General features: G+C 72.6%; 16 protein-coding genes. 10 read left to right on the top strand and 6 right to left on the bottom strand.

The genetic code is table 11. The annotated features are described in order from the left end of the window. Nucleotides 1-3: 3 nt before the first annotated feature. Complete coding sequence (locus ACFVS8_RS05630; protein ID WP_387058702.1) at nucleotides 4-831, bottom strand: purine-nucleoside phosphorylase; 828 nt, start codon at nucleotides 829-831, stop codon at nucleotides 4-6. An 85-nt stretch (nucleotides 832-916) separates the two neighbouring features. Between ACFVS8_RS05630 and ACFVS8_RS05635 the strand changes: the two genes are divergently transcribed. Then, complete coding sequence (locus ACFVS8_RS05635; protein WP_387058705.1) at nucleotides 917-2,347, top strand: NAD(P)H-quinone dehydrogenase; 1,431 nt, start codon at nucleotides 917-919, stop codon at nucleotides 2,345-2,347. Between the two features lie 43 nt (nucleotides 2,348-2,390). Next, entirely contained in the window at nucleotides 2,391-3,902 is a 1,512-nt protein-coding gene (locus ACFVS8_RS05640; RefSeq protein WP_387058708.1) for an APC family permease, read from the top strand. A gap of 27 nt (nucleotides 3,903-3,929) precedes the next feature. On the opposite strand, the gene ACFVS8_RS05645 is transcribed toward ACFVS8_RS05640, so the two are convergent. Both ACFVS8_RS05645 and ACFVS8_RS05650 read right to left on the bottom strand, forming a co-directional pair. Beyond that, a complete protein-coding gene (locus ACFVS8_RS05645) occupies nucleotides 3,930-5,699 on the bottom strand; it encodes an acetyl/propionyl/methylcrotonyl-CoA carboxylase subunit alpha (protein ID WP_387058711.1) in 1,770 nt (589 codons plus the stop codon). Between the two features lie 107 nt (nucleotides 5,700-5,806). Further along, nucleotides 5,807-6,448, bottom strand: coding sequence for a Maf family protein (locus ACFVS8_RS05650; RefSeq protein WP_387058714.1), 642 nt, complete (start codon nucleotides 6,446-6,448; stop codon nucleotides 5,807-5,809). A 45-nt stretch (nucleotides 6,449-6,493) separates the two neighbouring features. Here ACFVS8_RS05650 and ACFVS8_RS05655 point away from each other — a divergent pair, with 45 nt between their 5' ends. From ACFVS8_RS05655 to ACFVS8_RS05670, 4 genes are read left to right on the top strand one after another with little or no spacing between them, the layout of a single operon-like run. Further along, nucleotides 6,494-7,870 (top strand): class I SAM-dependent RNA methyltransferase, encoded by a 1,377-nt coding sequence (locus ACFVS8_RS05655; protein WP_387058716.1) that lies wholly within the window; start codon nucleotides 6,494-6,496, stop codon nucleotides 7,868-7,870. A 24-nt stretch (nucleotides 7,871-7,894) separates the two neighbouring features. Continuing rightward, entirely contained in the window at nucleotides 7,895-8,587 is a 693-nt protein-coding gene (locus ACFVS8_RS05660) for a response regulator (protein ID WP_387058719.1), read from the top strand. A gap of 22 nt (nucleotides 8,588-8,609) precedes the next feature. Beyond that, a complete protein-coding gene (locus ACFVS8_RS05665; protein ID WP_387058721.1) occupies nucleotides 8,610-9,809 on the top strand; it encodes a sensor histidine kinase in 1,200 nt (399 codons plus the stop codon). Next, nucleotides 9,806-10,831: a hypothetical protein gene (locus ACFVS8_RS05670; protein WP_387058723.1), complete on the top strand. Its 1,026-nt coding sequence runs from the start codon at nucleotides 9,806-9,808 to the stop codon at nucleotides 10,829-10,831. Before ACFVS8_RS05665 ends, ACFVS8_RS05670 begins: the two co-directional genes overlap by 4 nt. 347 nt (nucleotides 10,832-11,178) lie before the next feature. Here the strand turns inward: ACFVS8_RS05670 and ACFVS8_RS05675 are convergent, their stop codons facing one another. Continuing rightward, nucleotides 11,179-11,427 (bottom strand): acyl-CoA carboxylase epsilon subunit, encoded by a 249-nt coding sequence (locus ACFVS8_RS05675; RefSeq protein ID WP_387058726.1) that lies wholly within the window; start codon nucleotides 11,425-11,427, stop codon nucleotides 11,179-11,181. Nucleotides 11,428-11,435: 8 nt separating this feature from the next. Further along, on the bottom strand, nucleotides 11,436-13,034 hold the full coding sequence (locus ACFVS8_RS05680; protein ID WP_387058729.1) for an acyl-CoA carboxylase subunit beta: 1,599 nt from the start codon (nucleotides 13,032-13,034) through the stop codon (nucleotides 11,436-11,438). A gap of 108 nt (nucleotides 13,035-13,142) precedes the next feature. On the opposite strand from ACFVS8_RS05680, the gene ACFVS8_RS05685 reads away from it, so the two are divergent. The 3 genes from ACFVS8_RS05685 (at nucleotide 13,143) to ACFVS8_RS05695 (ending at nucleotide 15,688) form a co-directional block, all read left to right on the top strand. After that, nucleotides 13,143-13,991 (top strand): biotin--[acetyl-CoA-carboxylase] ligase, encoded by an 849-nt coding sequence (locus ACFVS8_RS05685; protein WP_387058731.1) that lies wholly within the window; start codon nucleotides 13,143-13,145, stop codon nucleotides 13,989-13,991. A gap of 7 nt (nucleotides 13,992-13,998) precedes the next feature. Further along, nucleotides 13,999-14,721: a PH domain-containing protein gene (locus tag ACFVS8_RS05690; protein ID WP_387058734.1), complete on the top strand. Its 723-nt coding sequence runs from the start codon at nucleotides 13,999-14,001 to the stop codon at nucleotides 14,719-14,721. 148 nt (nucleotides 14,722-14,869) lie between these two features. Continuing rightward, nucleotides 14,870-15,688: a DarT ssDNA thymidine ADP-ribosyltransferase family protein gene (locus ACFVS8_RS05695; protein ID WP_387058737.1), complete on the top strand. Its 819-nt coding sequence runs from the start codon at nucleotides 14,870-14,872 to the stop codon at nucleotides 15,686-15,688. On the opposite strand, the gene ACFVS8_RS05700 is transcribed toward ACFVS8_RS05695, so the two are convergent. Further along, the gene (locus ACFVS8_RS05700) at nucleotides 15,675-16,307 is read right to left on the bottom strand and encodes a GtrA family protein (protein WP_387058739.1); all 633 of its coding nucleotides are present in this window, start codon (nucleotides 16,305-16,307) and stop codon (nucleotides 15,675-15,677) included. The genes ACFVS8_RS05695 and ACFVS8_RS05700 overlap by 14 nt on opposite strands. Nucleotides 16,308-16,349: 42 nt before the next feature. Here ACFVS8_RS05700 and ACFVS8_RS05705 point away from each other — a divergent pair, with 42 nt between their 5' ends. Next, nucleotides 16,350-17,561 (top strand): 5-(carboxyamino)imidazole ribonucleotide synthase, encoded by a 1,212-nt coding sequence (locus ACFVS8_RS05705; protein WP_387058742.1) that lies wholly within the window; start codon nucleotides 16,350-16,352, stop codon nucleotides 17,559-17,561. Nucleotides 17,562-17,720: the final 159 nt, after the last annotated feature.

The raw sequence follows: 17,720 nt of genomic DNA on the forward strand, positions 1-17,720 counted from the left end.
CTCCTAGAGCTCTGCGACGATCTTCGCGAGCAGCGACGAGATCACGGGCTCGGCGAGCTTGCCGGCCTCGATGACCTCCTCGTGGCTGAGCGGGGTCTGCTGGATGCCGGCGGCGAGGTTCGTGATGAGCGACATGCCCAGCACCTCCATGCCGGCCTGCCGGGCGGCGATGGCCTCGAGCGCGGTCGACATGCCCACGATGTGGCCGCCGATGGTCTTCGCCATCTGCACCTCGGCGGGCGTCTCGTAGTGCGGTCCGCGGAACTGGCAGTAGACGCCTTCGTCGAGGGTCGGGTCGATCGTGTGCGCGAGGTCGCGCAGGCGCTTGGAGTAGAGATCGGTGAGGTCGACGAACGTGGCACCCTCGAGCGGCGAGTCGGCCGTGAGGTTGATGTGGTCGCTGATGAGCACGGGCGTGCCTGGCGTCCAGTGCTCCTTGATGCCGCCCGCACCGTTCGTGAGGATCATCGTCTTCGCTCCGGTCGCGGCGGCCGTGCGCACCGAGTGCACGACCCGGCGCACGCCGTGGCTCTCGTAGTAGTGCGTGCGGGCGCCGATGACGAGTGCGCGCTTGCCGCTCGGCAGCAGCACCGAGCGCAGCGTGCCCACGTGGCCCTCGAGCGCGGGCTTGGAGAATCCGGGCACGTCGGTCGCGGCGAGCGTGTGCGTGGTCTCGCCGATCAGCTCGGCCGCGCGGCCCCAGCCGCTGCCGAGGGTCAGGGCGATGTCGTGGTGCTCGACCCCGGTGAGCTCCGCGATGCGGGCCGCGGCGTCGGCGGCGACGGCGAAGGGGTCTGCAGCGGGGTCGTCGAGCACGTTTGCTTCGGTCATCCCACCACTCTAATCAGCGGGCGGATGCCCCGGCAGGGCGCTGCTCGTGTGTCGGCCGCGGCACGAGGGCTGGCAGAATATGAGCATGGTCTCCGAGTTCGAGCGCACACAACGGATCGCCGTCCTCGGGGGCGGGCCCGGCGGGTACGAGGCGGCGCTCGCGGCCGCCCAGCTCGGCGCCGAGGTCACGCTCGTCGAGCGCGCCGGGGTCGGCGGCTCGGCGGTGCTCACCGACGTCGTGCCGTCGAAGTCGCTCATCGCGACCGCGGAGGCGTCGAACGCCGTGAAGGAGGCCGCCGACCTCGGCGTGCAGTTCTACGCCAAGGGCGACTCCGACAAGGCCGTGAAGCCGAAGGTCGCGATCAACCTCGCCGCCGTCAACAAGCGCCTGCTCGGGCTCGCCGCGCAGCAGTCCGACGACATGCGTCGCAACCTGCTCGACGCGGGCGTGCACCTCGTGCACGGCGAGGGCCGTCTCGACGGGCCGAACGCCGTGATCGCGTCGACCGCGAAGGGCGGCACCGACTTCGACCGCATCGAGGCCGACACCATCGTCATCTCGGTCGGGGCGACTCCGCGCGTGCTGCCGTCGGCGGTGCCCGACGGCGAGCGCATCCTCACCTGGACCCAGCTCTACAACCTGCAGCAGGTGCCCGAGCACCTCATCGTTGTGGGCTCCGGCGTCACGGGCGCCGAGTTCGCGTCGGCGTACCGCGCCCTCGGCGCGAAGGTGACGCTCATCTCGAGTCGCGACCAGGTGCTGCCGGGCGAAGACGCCGACGCGGCATCCGTCATCGAGAAGGTGTTCACGCGCAACGGCATGAAGGTGCTGAACAAGTCGCGCGCCGAGTCGGTCGTGCGAGACGGCGACGAGGTGGTCGCCACGCTCGGCGACGGGCGAGAGGTTCGCGGCTCGCACTGCCTCATGGCCGTCGGGTCGGTGCCGAACACGAACGGCATCGGCCTCGAGGAGGCCGGCGTGCAGCTGTCGGACATCGGCCACATCCGGGTCAACCGGGTGGCGCGCACGTCGATCCCGAACATCTACGCCGCCGGCGACTGCACCACGTTCATGCCGCTCGCCTCGGTCGCGTCGATGCAGGGCCGCACGGCCGTGTTCCACGCCATGGGCGACGTGGTGAACCCGCCCGAGAACCGCAACATCACCTCGAACGTCTTCACGCAGCCCGAGATCGCCACGGTCGGCTGGACCCAGCGCGAGATCGAGGACGGCGTCGTCTCGGGCGCGGTGTACAAGCTGCCGCTCGCGTCGAACCCGCGCGCGAAGATGATGGGCATCCGCGACGGCTTCGTGAAGCTGTTCGCGTCGACCGGATCGGGCTCGATCATCGGCGGCGTGATCGTCGCCCCGAAGGCGTCCGAGCTCATCTTCCCGCTCGCCCTCGCGGTCGAGCACCGGCTCACGGTCGACCAGTTCGCCGAGGCGTTCCCGGTGTACCCGTCGCTGACGGGTTCGCTGACGGATGCCGCGCGGGCCATGCACGTCGTACGCTAGGGCCCACGGGCGTCGCGGGGGCGGCGCGGTTCGGGGGAACGACATGAACCTGCGGGTGAAGTCCGTCGAGGCGTCGATGGCCGACGCCGACGACGTCGAGCGGAGCCTCAAGCGCTCGCTCGGCACGTGGGACCTCGCGCTCATGGGCATCGCCGTCGCGGTGGGCGCGGGCATCTTCTCGGTCGGCGCGCAGGCCGCCGCCAACTTCGCCGGGCCGAGCGTGATCGTCTCGTTCGTGCTGGCTGCCGTCACGTGCGGGCTGGCGATCATGTGCTACGCCGAGTTCGCCTCGACCGTGCCCGTCGCGGGCAGCGCGTACACCTTCACGTACGCGACGATGGGCGAGCTCCTCGCGTGGATCATCGGCTGGGACCTCATCCTCGAGATGTTCACCGCGGCCGCGGTCATCGCGAAGTACTGGGGCGTCTACCTCGGCGAGGCGCTGCTCGCGTTCGGGCTGCCGTTCCCGTCGACGTTCACGATCGGGTCGGTCGAGGTCAGCTGGCCCGCATTCCTCGTCGTGGCCGTGTTCACCGCGCTGCTCGTGGCCGGCACGAAGCTCACGGCCAGGGTCGGCGCGGTGTTCACGATCATCAAGGTCGTGATCGTGCTCTTCGTCATCGTCGTCGGCTTCTTCTTCGTGAACGCGGCGAACTACGTGCCCTTCATCCCCGAGGCGGTGCCGTCGGAGGGCGGATCGGCGGATGCCTGGACGCAGTCCCTGTTCTCGTGGGCGACGGGTGCTGCACCGGCGCAGTACGGCATCTTCGGACTGCTCGCCGCGGCATCCCTCGTCTTCTTCGCCTTCATCGGCTTCGACGTGGTGGCCACGAGCGCCGAGGAGGTGCGCGAGCCCCAGAAGCGCCTGCCCCGCGGCATCTTCCTGGGCCTCGGCATCGTGACGGCGCTCTACGTGCTGGTCTCGATCGTGATGACGGGCATGGTCTCGTACACCGAGCTCGCCGAGGAGGAGTCGCCGTCGCTCGCGACCGCGTTCCGCCTGGTCGGCCAGGACTGGGCGTCGGCCGTCATCTCGGTCGGGGCGCTCGCCGGGCTCACGACGGTCATCATGGTGCTGCTGCTCGGCCTCTCGCGCATCGTGTTCGCGCTGAGCCGCGACGGGCTGCTGCCGCGGTGGCTGTCGAAGACGACCTCGCACACGAAGACGCCGGCGCGCATCCAGATCATCGGCGGTGCGACCGTCGCCTTCGTGGCCGCGTTCACCGACGTGGGCCTGCTCGAGGAGATGATCAACATCGGCACGCTCTCGGCGTTCGTGCTGGTCAGCCTCGGCATCGTGGTGCTGCGACGCACGCGCCCCGACCTGCCGCGCGGCTTCCGCGTGCCGTGGTCGCCCGTGCTGCCGATCCTCTCGGCCGTGCTGTGCTTCTGGCTGATGCTGAACCTCACGACGCTCACCTGGGTGCGGTTCCTGGTGTGGCTCGCGCTCGGCATCGTCGTGTACCTGCTCTACGGGCGTCGCCACTCGCGCCTGGCGGGGGAGCGCGTCAGCGAGGTCGAGCTGCCGACGCCGCAAGGCAGCGCCGAGCGCTGAGCGCGCGGGCGCCGCCCCGGCGAGGCGTCAGGCGTCGGCGATCGACAGCAGCAGGTGGCCGCTCGAGACGGTCGCGCCGGGCTCGGCGTTGACGAGGCCGACGACGCCGTCCTTGTGGGCGACGATCGGCTGCTCCATCTTCATGGCTTCGAGCACGAGCACGAGGTCGCCCTTGACGACCTTGTCGCCCTCGGTGACGGCGACCTTCACGACGGTGGCCTGCATGGGCGCCTTGACCGCGTCTCCGGTCGCGGTGTCGGCGACGTGCGACGCGGTGCGACGGCGGGGCGCGGCACCGGCGGTGGGCGACGACGAGGTGCCGCCCGCGAGCTTCGCGGGCAGGGTCACGCCGATGCGGCGGCCGCCGACCTCGACGACGAGGCTCGTGCGGGCGGTCGCCGCGGTGGGTGCGGCGAGTTCGCCCGACCACGGCTCGAGCCGGTTGTCGTACTCGGTCTCGATCCAGCGGGTGTAGACCGAGAACGGCTCGTCGCCGGCGGGGGCGAAGGCCTCGTTGCGCACGATGTCGCGGTGGAAGGGCAGCACGGTGGGCAGGCCGATGACCTCGAACTCGTCGAGGGCGCGGCGTGCGCGCTCGATCGCGTCCTTGCGGGTCGACCCCGTCACGATGAGCTTCGCGAGCAGCGAGTCGAAGGCGCCCGAGATCTCGTCGCCGCTCGTGACACCGGAGTCGATGCGGATGCCGGGGCCGCCGGGGAACCGGAGCTGGTGCACCGGGCCGGGAGCCGGGAGGAAGTTGCGACCGGGGTCTTCGCCGTTGATGCGGAACTCGATCGAGTGGCCGACCGCGACCGGGTCGGCGTAGTCGAGCACGCCGCCCTCGGCGATGCGGAACTGCTCGCGCACCAGGTCGATGCCCGTGACCTCCTCGGAGACGGGGTGCTCGACCTGGAGGCGCGTGTTGACCTCGAGGAACGAGACGGTGCCGTCCTGGCCGATGAGGAACTCGCAGGTGCCGGCGCCGACATAGCCGACCTCCTTGAGGATGGCCTTCGAGGCCGTGTAGAGGGCCTCGGTCTGCGCCTCGGTGAGGAACGGCGCGGGCGCCTCCTCGACCAGCTTCTGGTGGCGGCGCTGCAGCGAGCAGTCGCGGGTCGAGACGACGACGACGTTGCCGTGCTCGTCGGCGAGGCACTGCGTCTCGACGTGACGCGGCTTGTCGAGGTACTTCTCGACGAAGCACTCGCCGCGGCCGAACGCCGCAACCGCCTCGCGCGTGGCCGAGTCGAACAGCTCGGGCACCTCTTCGCGGGTGCGGGCGACCTTGAGTCCGCGGCCGCCGCCGCCGAACGCGGCCTTGATCGCCACCGGCAGGCCGTGCACGTCGACGAACTCGAGCACCTCGGCCGCGTCGGCGACCGGGTTCAGCGTGCCGGGCGCGAGCGGGGCGCCGACCTTCTCGGCGACGTGGCGCGCGGAGACCTTGTCGCCGAGGCGCTCGATGGCCTCGGGCGACGGGCCGATCCAGGTGAGGCCCGCGGCGATGACCGCGCGGGCGAAGTCGGGGTTCTCGGCGAGGAAGCCGTAGCCGGGGTGCACGGCGTCGGCGCCCGAGCGGCGGGCGATCGAGAGGATCTTGTCGACGACGAGGTATGTCTCGGCGCTCGTGGTGCCCTCGAGCGCGTAGGCCTCGTCGGCGAGCTTGGCGTGCCGGGCGTCGCGGTCCTGGTCGGCGTAGATCGCGACGGAACCGAGTCCGGCGTCGCGGGCGGCGCGGATGATGCGGACGGCGATCTCCCCGCGGTTGGCGATGAGGACCTTGGTGATACGCGGCATGCCTTTCAGCCTATTCACCTCGGGCGCCCTGCCTTTGGGTACGACCGACAAGAAAGGGGTTCAGCCCTTGCGGGTGTCGACAATGGCGAGGGTGCCGGGGCGCTCCGTCAGCGACGGTTCCAGAAGGCGGGCCAGTCGGCGCCGAGCTCGCGCACGAGGTCGCGGAGCGTCGAGAGCGACAGCCCGACGACGGTCGACGGATCGCCTTCGACACGCCGGATGAACGGTCCGCCGAGGCTGTCGACCGTGAACGCACCGGCCACGAGCAGCGGCTCGCCCGAGGCGATGTAGGCGTCGATCTCGGGCTCGTCGAGGGCCGCGAACCGCACCGTCGCGACATCCGCACGCCCGACCGCGCCGTGCACCCGGCCGCCGCGGTGGTCGATGAGCCAGTGCCCCGACCAGAGGTCGCCGTGCGAGCCGTTCTGCTCGAGCCAGCGCGCCTTCGCGACCTCGGGCCGATGGGGCTTGCCGTGGATGCGACCGCCCACGAGGAACGCCGAGTCGCCGCCGAGGATGAACCCGTCGATCGGCTCGCCGTCGACCTCGGCGCCCACGACGGCCTCGGCCTTGGCCTGCGCGAGCAGCTGCACCATCTCGGGCGCCTCGAGCGCTCGCCCGGCCTCGGCCTCGGCTGCGGCGACGACGGCCTCCTCGACGACTCCCGGCGCGATCGCGACGGGCTCGACACCGGCCGCGCGGAGCGTCTGCAGGCGGGCGGGCGAGGTCGAGGCGAGGTAGAGGCGCATGCCTCCATCCTGCCGCTCCCAGCCGGGCTGTGGAATGCTCGAGGCATGCCCCGCCAGCAACGCCCCGCCCGCGCGAACTCCGCGCGCTCGAAGTCCGACCGCTCGAACCCCGGCCGCACGTCGGCCGCCGCGCGCGGACGCCGCCCCTCGACGCCCGTCGCCACCGACGGCCCGGTGCTCGAGCTCGACGTCGAGCGCATCGCGCACGGCGGGGTCGCGGTCGCCCACCACGAGGGACGCGTGGTGTTCGTCGCCGACGCGATCCCGGGCGAGCGGGTCAGGGCGAGGGTCACCGATTCGGCGCACGCGCGATTCTGGCGCGCCGATGCGCTCGAGGTGCTCACCGCCTCCGACGACCGGCGACCGCACGTGTGGGCCGAGGCGTCGATCGACCGGGCGCCCGAGCGCCGCGCGGGCGGAGCCGAGTTCGGCCACATCTCGCCCGAGCGCCAGCGCGCGCTGAAGGCCGAGGTGCTCGTCGACGCGCTGCGCCGCATGGGCGGCGTCGACCGCGAGGTCGAGGTGCTGCCGGTGCAGGCCGACTTCGCGCCCGGCGTGCGCGCCGACGGCACGGGCTGGCGCACGCGCGTGCGTCTCCAGGTCGACGACCAGGGCCGGGTCGGGCCGTACGCCGCACGCAGCCACACCGTCGTGCCCGTGGCATCCGTTCCGCTGGCCGTCGACGAGCTCGCCGACCTCGCGCCGCTCGCCGATCGGTTCCCCGGCGCGCGCACGGTCGACCTCGTCGCCCCGAGCGGCGCCGATCCGCAGGTGATCGTCGTCGACGAGGGCGAGCGGATGCCGCGGGGCCGGCGTCCGGTGACGACCGAGATCGTCGGCGACCGCAGCTTCGCGGTCGATCGCGACGGGTTCTGGCAGGTGCACCGCGGTGCCGCGGCGACGCTGTCGAAGGCCGTGCAGGAGCTCGTCGATGCCGACCGGTTCGACCCGCGGGCCGCGAACCTCGACCTCTACGGCGGTGTGGGCCTCCTCGCCGCCGCCGTCGGCGACCGCTTCGGCGAGACCGTGCGCATCACGAGCGTCGAGTCCGACGAGCGGGCGACCACGCACGCGGGCGCCAACCTCGCCGACTGGGTGGGGGCCAGGGCCGTGACCGCGCGCGTCGACCGCTACCTCGCCGAGCTCGAGGACGGCGCAGGCCCGGGCGAGCGCGCGCGCCTGCGCGACGCGACCGTCGTGCTCGACCCTCCGCGTTCGGGCGCCGGGCGCGACGTCGTCGATCGGCTCGTCGCCCTGCAGCCGCGGCAGCTCGTCTACGTGGCCTGCGACCCGGTGGCGCTCGCCCGCGACATCGGGCTGCTGCGCGAGCGCGGCTACGAGCTCGAGGAGCTGCAGGCCGTCGACCTGTTCCCGAACACGCACCATGTCGAGGCGGTGGCCCGGCTGGCCGCTATCGTGTGACTGACCGGACAGAAGGGGGATCCGTTGTCGGGTGCAGCACAGGCAGACCGCGCGACCGTCGCGATCGTCGATGACCACGAGGCGGTGCGGCTCGGGCTCCGGGCGGCGTGCCGCGATGCGGGCTACGACGTCGTCGCCGAGACGGCCGACGTGCCCGAGCTCCTCGCGGCCCTCGCCGCGAGCGAGCGGCAGTACTGCGACGTCGTCGTGCTCGACCTCTCGCTCGGCGACGGCTCGAGCGTGACCGAGAACGTGCGCAGCATCCTGGCGACGGGCAGCGCGGTGCTCGTGCACAGCATCGCCGACCGGGTCGCCGCGGTTCGCGAGGCGCTCGCCGCGGGTGCGGCCGGCGTGATCCCCAAGGCCTCGCCCATGGCCTCCGTCATCGCCGCCATCGCGACCGTCGCGCGCGGCGAGGCGCTGAACAACGTCGAGTGGGCGAGCGCGATCGAGGCCGACCGCGAGTTCGCCAAGGCGCAGCTCGGGCGCCGCGAGCACGACGTGCTGCACCTGTACGCGTCGGGCCTGCCCCTGAAGCTCGTCGCGGCGCAGCTCGGCATCGCGCACTCCACCGCGCGCGAGTACCTCGACCGCATCCGCGCGAAGTACGTCGAGGTCGGGCGGCCCGCGCCGACCAAGGTCGACCTGCTGCGCCGTGCGGTCGAAGACGGCATCCTCCCGGGGCTCGACGGTGACGGCGGAGACGCCCGGCGCTGAGGCGCGCGCATCGCGTGCGGTGGTGCGGCGCCGCACGGCGGTGACGCGGGAGCAGGTCGAGACCGTCGCGAGCCGGGCGCTCGGCATCTTCGGCGTCGTGTTCGGACTCCAGGCGCTGCCGCTCGCGCTCGACCAGACCGCGGGCCTCCGGCCGGGTGCCGGCGCGGCGATCATCGCGTTCCTCTACGGCGCGATCCTCGCGATCGGGCTCGCCGCGCTCAGCCGGACGGCCATGCGCAGCGCCGCGTTCACGTTCGCCCTGCTCTACGCGGCCTCGATCGTCGTCTGGCCGTTCGTGGTCGTCGACGAGTCCGTCGTGTCGTCGTCGCCGCCCTGGCTGTACTACCTGTGCACGGTCGCGACGACCGCGGCCGTGGTCGCCCTGCCGACGCCGTGGGCGGCCGCCTACACGGTGCTCGTGCCGGCGATGTACGGCGTCGTGCGCCTGCTGCCGACGGGCGGATCGGCCACACCCCTGGTCGCGCTGCTCGACGCCATGTACGCGCTCATCCTCGGTGCGGTCGTGCTGATCATCGTGACCATGCTCCGGAACGCCGCCAAGGCCGTCGACATCGCGCAGGAGGCCGCACTGCAGCGCTACGAGCACGCGGTGCGCCTGCACGCGTCCGAGCTCGAGCGGGCGAAGGTCGACGCGCTCGTGCACGACAGCGTGCTCACCACCCTGCTCTCGGCCGCCGCCGCCGACTCGCCCGACGAGCAGGCGCTCGCCGCCCGCATGGCGCGCGACGCGATGCACCGGCTCGACGAGGCCGGCGCGGCGCAGCCGCTCGCCGACGACCGGATGCGGCTTCCCGTGCTCGTGCGCCGGCTCCGTGCGGCGCTCGCCTCGTTCGCCGCGCCGTTCACCGTGCGCGTCGTGAACACGGGCGGCGTCGACCTGCCCGCCGACGCCGGCGAGGCGCTCTACGCGGCGGCCGTGCAGGCGATGGTCAACAGCATGCAGCACGCCGACGAGCCGGGCCGCGTCGTCCGTCGCGAACTCCGCGTGCGCGGCATCCGCACCGGCGGCTGCATCATCGAGGTCGGCGACAACGGCGCCGGATTCGAGGTCGGATCGGTGCCCGCCGAACGCCTCGGCGTGCGGGTCTCGGTGATCGAGCGCATGGCGAACGTCGGCGGAGCCGCCTCGATCGAGTCGACCCCGGGGCTCGGCACCACGGTGTCGCTCGCCTGGCCCGCCGGAGCGGAGGGCGGACGATGATCGCCATCCCGCGCTCACTGCTGCTCGTGCTCGCGGCGCTGTTCTCGGCGTACCACGTGGCGCTCGCGATCTCGTCGATCGACGTGCCGGCCTCGCCCTGGCCGACGATGGTCGCGCTCGTGCTCTACGTCGTCGCCACCATCGCGAGCCTCTCGATCGGCTCGCGCGTGCGCATGCCCGACTGGCTCGCCGCGTTCGACCTCGCCGTGAGCATCGTGCTGCCGCTGCTCGTGACGAGCCAGCTCGACCCCGACGATCGCAACGGCTACGCGACGTGGTACGTCGCCGCGGTCGGAACGCTCATGACCATCGCGGCAGCCAGACGGCAGCTCACCGCGGCGTGGCTCGGCGTGATCGCGCTCGCCGTGCAGACGGTCGTCTGGGCCGGGCCCATCGCCCTCGGCACGCTCGGCGTCATCGGCAGCATCGCCTGGGTCGCGATCGCCCACATGCTCTCGGCGGCCCTCGGCACCGCCGCCCGCGAGGCCAGGCGGTACGCGCACGCCGAGCGCGAGGCCGCGGAGTGGCAGGCCGCGCAGGACGCGCACCTCTTCGTGGGCCAGACCAGGCTCGTGCAGACCGACCGCATCGCCGCGCCGATGCTGCGACGCATCGCCGATCGCGGCGGGGTGCTCACGGCGCAGCAACGACGGGAGTGCCGCATGCTCGAGGCGGCGATCCGCGACGAGATCCGGGGGCGGATGCTGCTCACCGACGACGTGCGGGCGCGGGTGCAGGCCGCGCGCGAACGCGGCGCCGTCGTGACCCTGCTCGACGAGGGCGGCATCGACGACCTCGCGGCCGTCGACCGGGAGCGCGTGCTCGCGCACGTGGCGCAGGCGATCGCGTCGTCGCAGGCCGACCGCATCGTGGTCCGCACGGCGGCCGAGACCTCGTCGACCGCGGTGACCGTCGTCGGCCTGGTGCAGCCCGACCCGGCGGCGCACGTCGAGGACCCCGACGACCTCGACGTCGAGCTGTGGCTCGAGATCCCGCGTCAGGATTCCATCGGCACCGTCTGAACGCGCTCGCCCGTGATCCGCCGCGGCGGCGTGCACGCCCCCGAAACGAAGGTTGGGGGGCCGGCCGATGGCCGAACCCCCCAACAAGCCCGAGCCACGGCGACAACCCGAATATCGCCCTGACTCGCCCCCAACCACTCGCCGGTTACCCGACCGACGAGGGCGGCGGCTCCCTGAGGGAGCCTGCATGAACCATGTTCACAAACGCACCGCAAGCCCGACAGTCGGCTTTTCGGGGGACACGCAGGGGGACAGATGGGGGACACCCGTCGGAACGCGCGCCGGAACGCGAATGATCAGCGTGCGGGGCCGATCAGCCCGCGCTGCGGATCAGCCCGCTGGGCCGGTCAGCCCGCGCTGCGGTTCCACCGCGTGCTGCGGAGGTCGGCGCCGCGCATCGAACCCGCGCTGCGGGCCCACGCGCTGCGTCCGGGGTCGATCCCCTCGGCCGCGTCGGCCTCGGCGTCGATCGCGGCCAGCAGCACCGCCGTCACGGCCGCGGCCTCCTCGTCGGTGACCCCGCGCGTGGTGAACTGGATCGCCGCCGCGCGCGCCGCGGCATCCGTCTCGGTGGTGTCTTCGTCTCGCGTGCTCATGTCGCCCCTTACAGCGGGATGTTGCCGTGCTTCTTGGGCGGCAGGCTCGCGCGCTTGGTGCGCAGCGACCGCAGGGCCTTCAGCACCGCGACGCGCGTGGCCGCGGGCTCGATGACGCCGTCGAGCTCGCCGCGCTCGGCCGCGAGGAACGGCGAGGCCACGTTGTAGGTGTACTCGTTCGCGAGCTTGGTGCGCACCGCGGCGACGTCTTCGCCGGCCTCCTCGGCGCGCTTGATCTCGCCGCGGTAGAGGATGTTCACGGCGCCCTGGCCGCCCATGACGGCGATCTCGGCGGTCGGCCACGCGAGGTTGATGTCGGCGCCGAGTTGCTTGGAGCCCATGACGATGTACGCGCCGCCGTAGGCCTTGCGGGTGATGACCGTGACGAGCGGCACGGTCGCCTCGGCGTAGGCGTAGAGCAGCTTCGCACCGCGGCGGATGACGCCGGTCCACTCCTGGTCGGTGCCGGGCAGGTAGCCGGGCACGTCGACGAGCGTGAGGATCGGGATGGAGAACGCGTCGCAGAAGCGCACGAACCGCGAGGCCTTCTCGCCCGCGGCGATGTTCAGGGTGCCGGCCATCTGCGACGGCTGGTTGGCGATGATGCCGACCGAGCGGCCCTCGATGCGCGCGAAGCCGATGACGATGTTCGGCGCGAACAGCGGCTGCACCTCGAGGAAGTCGCCGTGGTCGACGACGCCCTCGATGACGGCGTGCATGTCGTACGGCTGGTTCGGCGAGTCGGGGATCAGCGTGTTCAGCCGAAGATCTTCGTCGGTGATCTCGAGCGCGGACTCGGTGTCGTACACCGGCGCGTCGGTCATGTTGTTGTCGGGCAGGAACGAGATGAGCGTGCGCGCGTAGTCGAGCGCGTCGGACTCGTCGCTCGCGAGGTAGTGCGCGACGCCCGAGACGGAGTTGTGGGTGAGCGCGCCGCCGAGCTCCTCCATGCCGACGTCTTCGCCGGTGACGGTCTTGATGACGTCGGGGCCGGTGACGAACATCTGGCTGGTCTTGTCGACCATGATCACGAAGTCGGTGAGCGCGGGGGAGTAGACCGCGCCGCCGGCTGCGGGGCCGCAGACGATCGAGATCTGCGGGATGACGCCCGACGCGGCCGTGTTGCGGCGGAAGATCTCGCCGTACTTGCCGAGCGCGACGACGCCCTCCTGGATGCGCGCTCCGCCGGAGTCGAGGATGCCGATGATGGGCACGCCGGTCTTCAGGGCGAGCTCCATGACCTTGATGATCTTCTCGCCGGCGACCTCGCCGAGCGAGCCGCCGAAGATCGTGAAGTCCTGGGAGTACACGGCGACCTGCCGGCCGTGGATGGTGCCGGTGCCCGTGACGACGGCGTCGCCGTAGGGGCGCTTGGCCTCCATGCCGAACGCGTGCGTGCGGTGGCGCACGAACTCGTCGAGCTCGACGAACGAGCCGGGATCGAGCAGCTCGGCGATGCGCTCGCGGGCCGTCATCTTGCCCTTGGCGTGCTGCTTCTCGATGGCGGCCTCGCCGCTCGCGGTCACCGCCTCGTGGTAGCGCGCGCGCAGGTCGGCGAGCTTGCCAGCAGTGGTGAAGAGGTCGGGGCCGTCAGTCGCTTCGGTCACGCGATTCACTCTACCGTTGCCCATCCGGCCGTCTTCGTTGAGGGATTCCTACAAATCGGCGGCCCGCAAGTGTGCGTTCCGCGCGGGCTCCTGCGGGAGACTGTCGGCATGGACCTTCCGAAGTCGCGCGCCGTCGCCCCCCGTCTCGAGTTCCTGGTCACGGCCACGTCGACGAACGACGCGCTCCGCGAGGCGGCGGGCGGGGCGGATGCCGCGGGCTGGCCGCACGGCGCCGTGCTCGTCACCGACGACCAGACGCGGGGGCGGGGGCGTCTCGGGCGCACCTGGCTGGCGCCGACGGGCAAGACCCTCGCCATCTCGGTGCTGCTGCGCCCGCAGGATGTCGCGGGTGGGCCCCTGCCGTCCGACGCGTACGGCTGGATCCCCCTGATCGCCGGCGCCGCGATGACCGAGGCGGTGACACGGGCGGTCGCCGCGGCCGGGGCCTCCGCTCCGCCCGCCGACCCCGACGACACCTCCGGGGGCGTCGAGGTCGCGCTCAAGTGGCCGAACGACGTGCTCGTGTCGGGCTTCAAGGTGTGCGGCATCCTGTCGGAGCTGCTGCCCGAGTCGGGCGCCGTGATCGTCGGCGCGGGCCTCAACCTCACGCTCGACGAGCACGATCTGCCGACGCTCACCTCGACCTCGCTGCTGCTCGCGACGGGCGTCGCGCCCGACGCCGACGCGGTGCTCGCCGACTACCTCGCCGGGTTCGCGCGCCTGTTCGACGCGTTCGCCGCGGCGGGCGGCGACGCCGAGGCGAGCGGCGTCGCCGCCGTCGTGGCCGGCCTCTGCGGCACGCTCGGCTCCGAGGTGCGCGTCGAGCTGCCCGGCGACGAGGAGCTGCTCGGCACGGCCGAGCGCCTCGACGCCGACGGTCGGCTCGTGGTGCGTGCCCGTGAGAACGGCGAGGAGCAGGCTGTCGCCGCCGGGGATGTGACCCACCTGAGGTATTAATGGGCGTATGGCGAGGGGGAGCGGTTCGCGGGCGGTGAAGGGTGCCGCGCGTGGCGGGGCGCGCGCCGACGACGCGACGTCGTCCGGCGCGACGACGGGCCGAGCGGGCCGCGGCGACGCCGGCGCGACCGCCGGCGCACCGAGCCCGACCGCGGGAAGCCGCGGGCGAACCTCGACCGGATATCAGGCGAGCGGGGTCGCGCCCGCCGTGCGCCCCGAGCGCGTGGTCGCCCGCGTGCGCTCGCACGCGAGGCGCCTGATCCCCTCGGCGCTGCTGCTCGTGGCGGTGTCCGGAGCGACCGCCTACGCGATCGGCGTGTTCGACGACCCGTGGGTGCGGCTCGGCATCCTCGTCGCCGCGGTGCTCGTGGTGCTCGTCGGCTGCGTGCTCCCGTTCGTCGCCTGGCTCGCGAGGCGCACGACCATCACCACCAGGCGGGTGGTGCTGCGCCACGGGGTCTTCTCGCGAGTACGGCAGGAGCTGCTGAACAGCCGCGCCACCGACGTCGACGTGCGCGCCGGGTGGGTCGCGTCGATGTTCGGCTCAGGCGACGTGCGGATCAACACCGCGCACGACCGCACGTTCGTGCTGCGCGACGTGCCGCGGCCCGAACTCGTGCAGGCCGCGCTGCAGGAGCTGATGGACCCCTCGAGCCCGGCCGCGCTCGAGCATCGACGTGCCGTCAGGGCGGGCCTCGACGGCGACACGGTCGCCTGGCATCGGCCCTGAACCGCGGCCGGTGCACGCCGTGAGGCGCCTCGCACGCGGCATCCGGTTTCAAGGCTTACCCTAGAAGGTCGGACTCGCGCGCCCCCGAGCGCGGGCCGAGCTATGGAGGTCTCCCGTGGACGAATGCAGGCACGGATTCGAAGCAGGCATGTGCGCCACGTGCTTCCCCCCACCCGAGCCGGCGGCCAAGCCCGCGACGGCGACGGTGCGCGCACCCCGCACGACGACGTCGGTGCGCGGCGGCACGACCCGCACGTCGACCCGCCCGCCCGCTCGCGTGCCCGGCGCCCGCGCCGTGGCCACCCACGCGCCGATCGACCCGAAGACGGTGCGCATCTACCACGTGACGCACGTCGAGAACCTGGCGTCGATCTTCGGCGCGGGCGCGATCCTCGCCGACACGGCCGGCGCCGAGCCCGAGGTCGACCTCTCGGCGCCCGCCGCGCGCGAGTTCCGTCGTTCGGCACCCGTCGAGGGCACCGACCACGTCGTCGCCGACTACGTGCCGTTCCTGCTCTCGACCGACGCCCACGTCTGGGAGTCGCTGCGCACGGGTTCGCCGGATCCGCGGCTGGCTGCGGGCGCGACCGCGCGCCCCGCATCCGACCACGTGCTGTTCGTCACCTCCATCGAGAAGGCCGTCGGCGCCCGCACCGAGCAGGTCGGCGCCGTCGCGGTCACCGGTGCGGATGTCGCGGCCACCGGCTCGGTCGTCGACTCGGCGTGGCCCGACGTGCTGCGCGCGCTGCAGCGCATCCACCGCGACGACGACGGCGCCCAGCTCGCGTCGGCCGAGTTCCTCGTGCACGACGCGCTTCCGCTCGAGCGCGTGCTGCTCATCGCCGTCGGCAACGACCGCGTGCGCGACCGCGTGAAGGCCGTGCTCGACGCGTTCGACCTGCGCACGCGCGTGGCGGTGCACCCGCCGTACTTCCAGCCGAATGGCGGCGCGGTCAGCGAGAGCTGAGCGCGGCCGGGCCCTGGCCGTCAGCCGGATCGGGGCCCGGGTGAGTCGGCGGGCCGCCCGCGGCATCCGTTCCGGGCTCGTGCTCGGGCTCCTCGAAGAGCGTGCGCTGCGCCTCCTCGACCCGATCGAGGTTCGACAGCCCGTCGGCCCGATGGTGGCCGTAGACCCAGTAGCGGTAGAGCACGAAGCGGAACGCCGTGCCGAGCCCGAGGCCGACGACGTTCGTCGCGATGTTGTCGGCCACCAGGCTGGTGTAGCCGAGCCAGTGGTGGCTGACCCACAGGCAGCCGAGCGCGATCGCCATGCCGCCGAGCGACACCACGACGTACTCGACGAACTCCCGCAGGTAGTTGCGTCGGCGGTGCCTGCGGAAGGTCCAGTACCGGTTTCCGAGCCAGTTGAAGATGATCGCGACGCTCGTCGAGATGGTCTTCGCGCCGATCGCGGACTGCGCCCAGTGGTCGTCGCCGAACACGCCGATGCGCAGCAGGTTGAACAGTGCCACGTCGATGACGAGGCCGATGAGCCCGACCACGCCGAACTTCACGAGGTAGGCGAGCAGGCCGTCCCACACGCGCGCGAGCGTGCTGCGCTGGCTGCTGGGTTCGGGGCTGGGCACCGGCACATCCTATGCCGCGAGGATGCCGCCTAGACTGAACGGGTGCCGCCCAGACGGCTCCGGCGGGCCAGCGCGACACGCGCGCCCCGCGAGCAGAACCCCAGAACCGTAAGGAGCGATCGCGTGCGAGTCGGAGTGATCGGCGGCGGACAGCTCGCCCGGATGATGATCCCCGCGGCCATCGAGCTCGGCGTCGACATCCGCGTGCTCGCCGAGGCCGACGGCATGTCCGCGGCGATCGCGGCCGACCGGGTCGGCGACTACACCGACGCCTCGACCGTGCTGGCCTTCGCCCGCGAGGTCGACGTCATCACGTTCGACCACGAGCACGTGCCGCAGGACGTGCTGCGCGCGCTCGTCGACGCCGGCGTCGCCGTGCGCCCGGGCCCCGACCCGCTCCGCTTCGCGCAGGACAAGCTCCTCATGCGCGAACGCCTCTCCGAGCTCGGCCTGCCCGTGCCCGACTGGGCGCGCATCGAGACGCCCGCCGAGCTCGACGAGTTCATCGCCGCGCACGGCGGCGCCGCGGTCGTGAAGACCCCGCGCGGCGGGTACGACGGCAAGGGCGTGCGGGTCGTGCGCACGGCGGCCGAGGTCGCCGAGTGGTTCGCCGCGGCATCCGAAGACGGCCGTGACGGCGCCCTGCTCGTCGAGGAGCTCGTCGACTTCCGTCGCGAGCTCGCCCAGCTCGTCGCCCGGCGCCCGTCCGGCGAGATCGTCGCGTGGCCGCTCGTCGAGACCGTGCAGGTCGGCGGCGTGTGCAGCGAGGTCATCGCACCGGCCCCGCACTCGGCGGGCAGGATGTCCGACGTCGCGGCCGAGATCGCGTTCGCCGTGGCCGAGGGCCTCGGCGTGACCGGCGTGATGGCCGTCGAGCTCTTCGAGACCACCGACGAGCGCATCCTCGTGAACGAGCTGGCCATGCGACCGCACAACAGCGGCCACTGGTCTACGGACGGCGCGACCACGGGGCAGTTCGAGCAGCACCTGCGCGCGGTGCTCGACCTCCCGCTCGGCGGCACCGGCACGCACGCCGACTGGTCGGTCATGGTCAACGTGCTCGGCGGGCCGGTCGAGGGCACGCTCGCCGACCGCTACGCCGATGCGCTCGCCCAGCACCCCACCGTCAAGCTGCACAACTACGGCAAGGCGCCCCGCCCGGGGCGCAAGGTCGGGCACGTCACCGCGATCGGCGACGACCTCGACGCCGTCGTCTACGAGGCTCGCGCGGCCGCGGCGGCCTTCCAGGACTGATCGGATGCCGGCGGCGCGCCGGGCGGTCGCGCGGCGGGTGGTCGCGCGGCGGGTGTTCGCGCGGCGTCCTTCCGGTGTCGTTGCGGGGATCTCCCAGCGCTCGGCCGTACACTCGATCAAGTGACTGAGACGAACATCGCCCCGCTCGTGGGCGTCGTG

It is taken from the genome of Agromyces sp. NPDC058110 (genome assembly GCF_042884735.1).
Lineage (GTDB): Bacteria > Actinomycetota > Actinomycetes > Actinomycetales > Microbacteriaceae > Agromyces.

Excerpts from the sequence above, each read along its gene's own strand:
- ACFVS8_RS05695 (WP_387058737.1), top strand. The coding sequence starts at position 14,870 with ATGTGCGCCACGTGCTTCCCCCCACCCGAGCCGGCGGCCAAGCCCGCG.
- ACFVS8_RS05685 (WP_387058731.1), top strand. The coding sequence starts at position 13,143 with ATGGACCTTCCGAAGTCGCGCGCCGTCGCCCCCCGTCTCGAGTTCCTG.
- ACFVS8_RS05645 (WP_387058711.1), bottom strand. The coding sequence starts at position 5,699 with ATGCCGCGTATCACCAAGGTCCTCATCGCCAACCGCGGGGAGATCGCC.
- ACFVS8_RS05630 (WP_387058702.1), bottom strand. The coding sequence starts at position 831 with ATGACCGAAGCAAACGTGCTCGACGACCCCGCTGCAGACCCCTTCGCC.
- ACFVS8_RS05650 (WP_387058714.1), bottom strand. The coding sequence starts at position 6,448 with ATGCGCCTCTACCTCGCCTCGACCTCGCCCGCCCGCCTGCAGACGCTC.
- ACFVS8_RS05655 (WP_387058716.1), top strand. The coding sequence starts at position 6,494 with ATGCCCCGCCAGCAACGCCCCGCCCGCGCGAACTCCGCGCGCTCGAAG.
- ACFVS8_RS05675 (WP_387058726.1), bottom strand. The coding sequence starts at position 11,427 with ATGAGCACGCGAGACGAAGACACCACCGAGACGGATGCCGCGGCGCGC.
- ACFVS8_RS05640 (WP_387058708.1), top strand. The coding sequence starts at position 2,391 with ATGAACCTGCGGGTGAAGTCCGTCGAGGCGTCGATGGCCGACGCCGAC.
- ACFVS8_RS05670 (WP_387058723.1), top strand. The coding sequence starts at position 9,806 with ATGATCGCCATCCCGCGCTCACTGCTGCTCGTGCTCGCGGCGCTGTTC.
- ACFVS8_RS05690 (WP_387058734.1), top strand. The coding sequence starts at position 13,999 with ATGGCGAGGGGGAGCGGTTCGCGGGCGGTGAAGGGTGCCGCGCGTGGC.
- ACFVS8_RS05635 (WP_387058705.1), top strand. The coding sequence starts at position 917 with ATGGTCTCCGAGTTCGAGCGCACACAACGGATCGCCGTCCTCGGGGGC.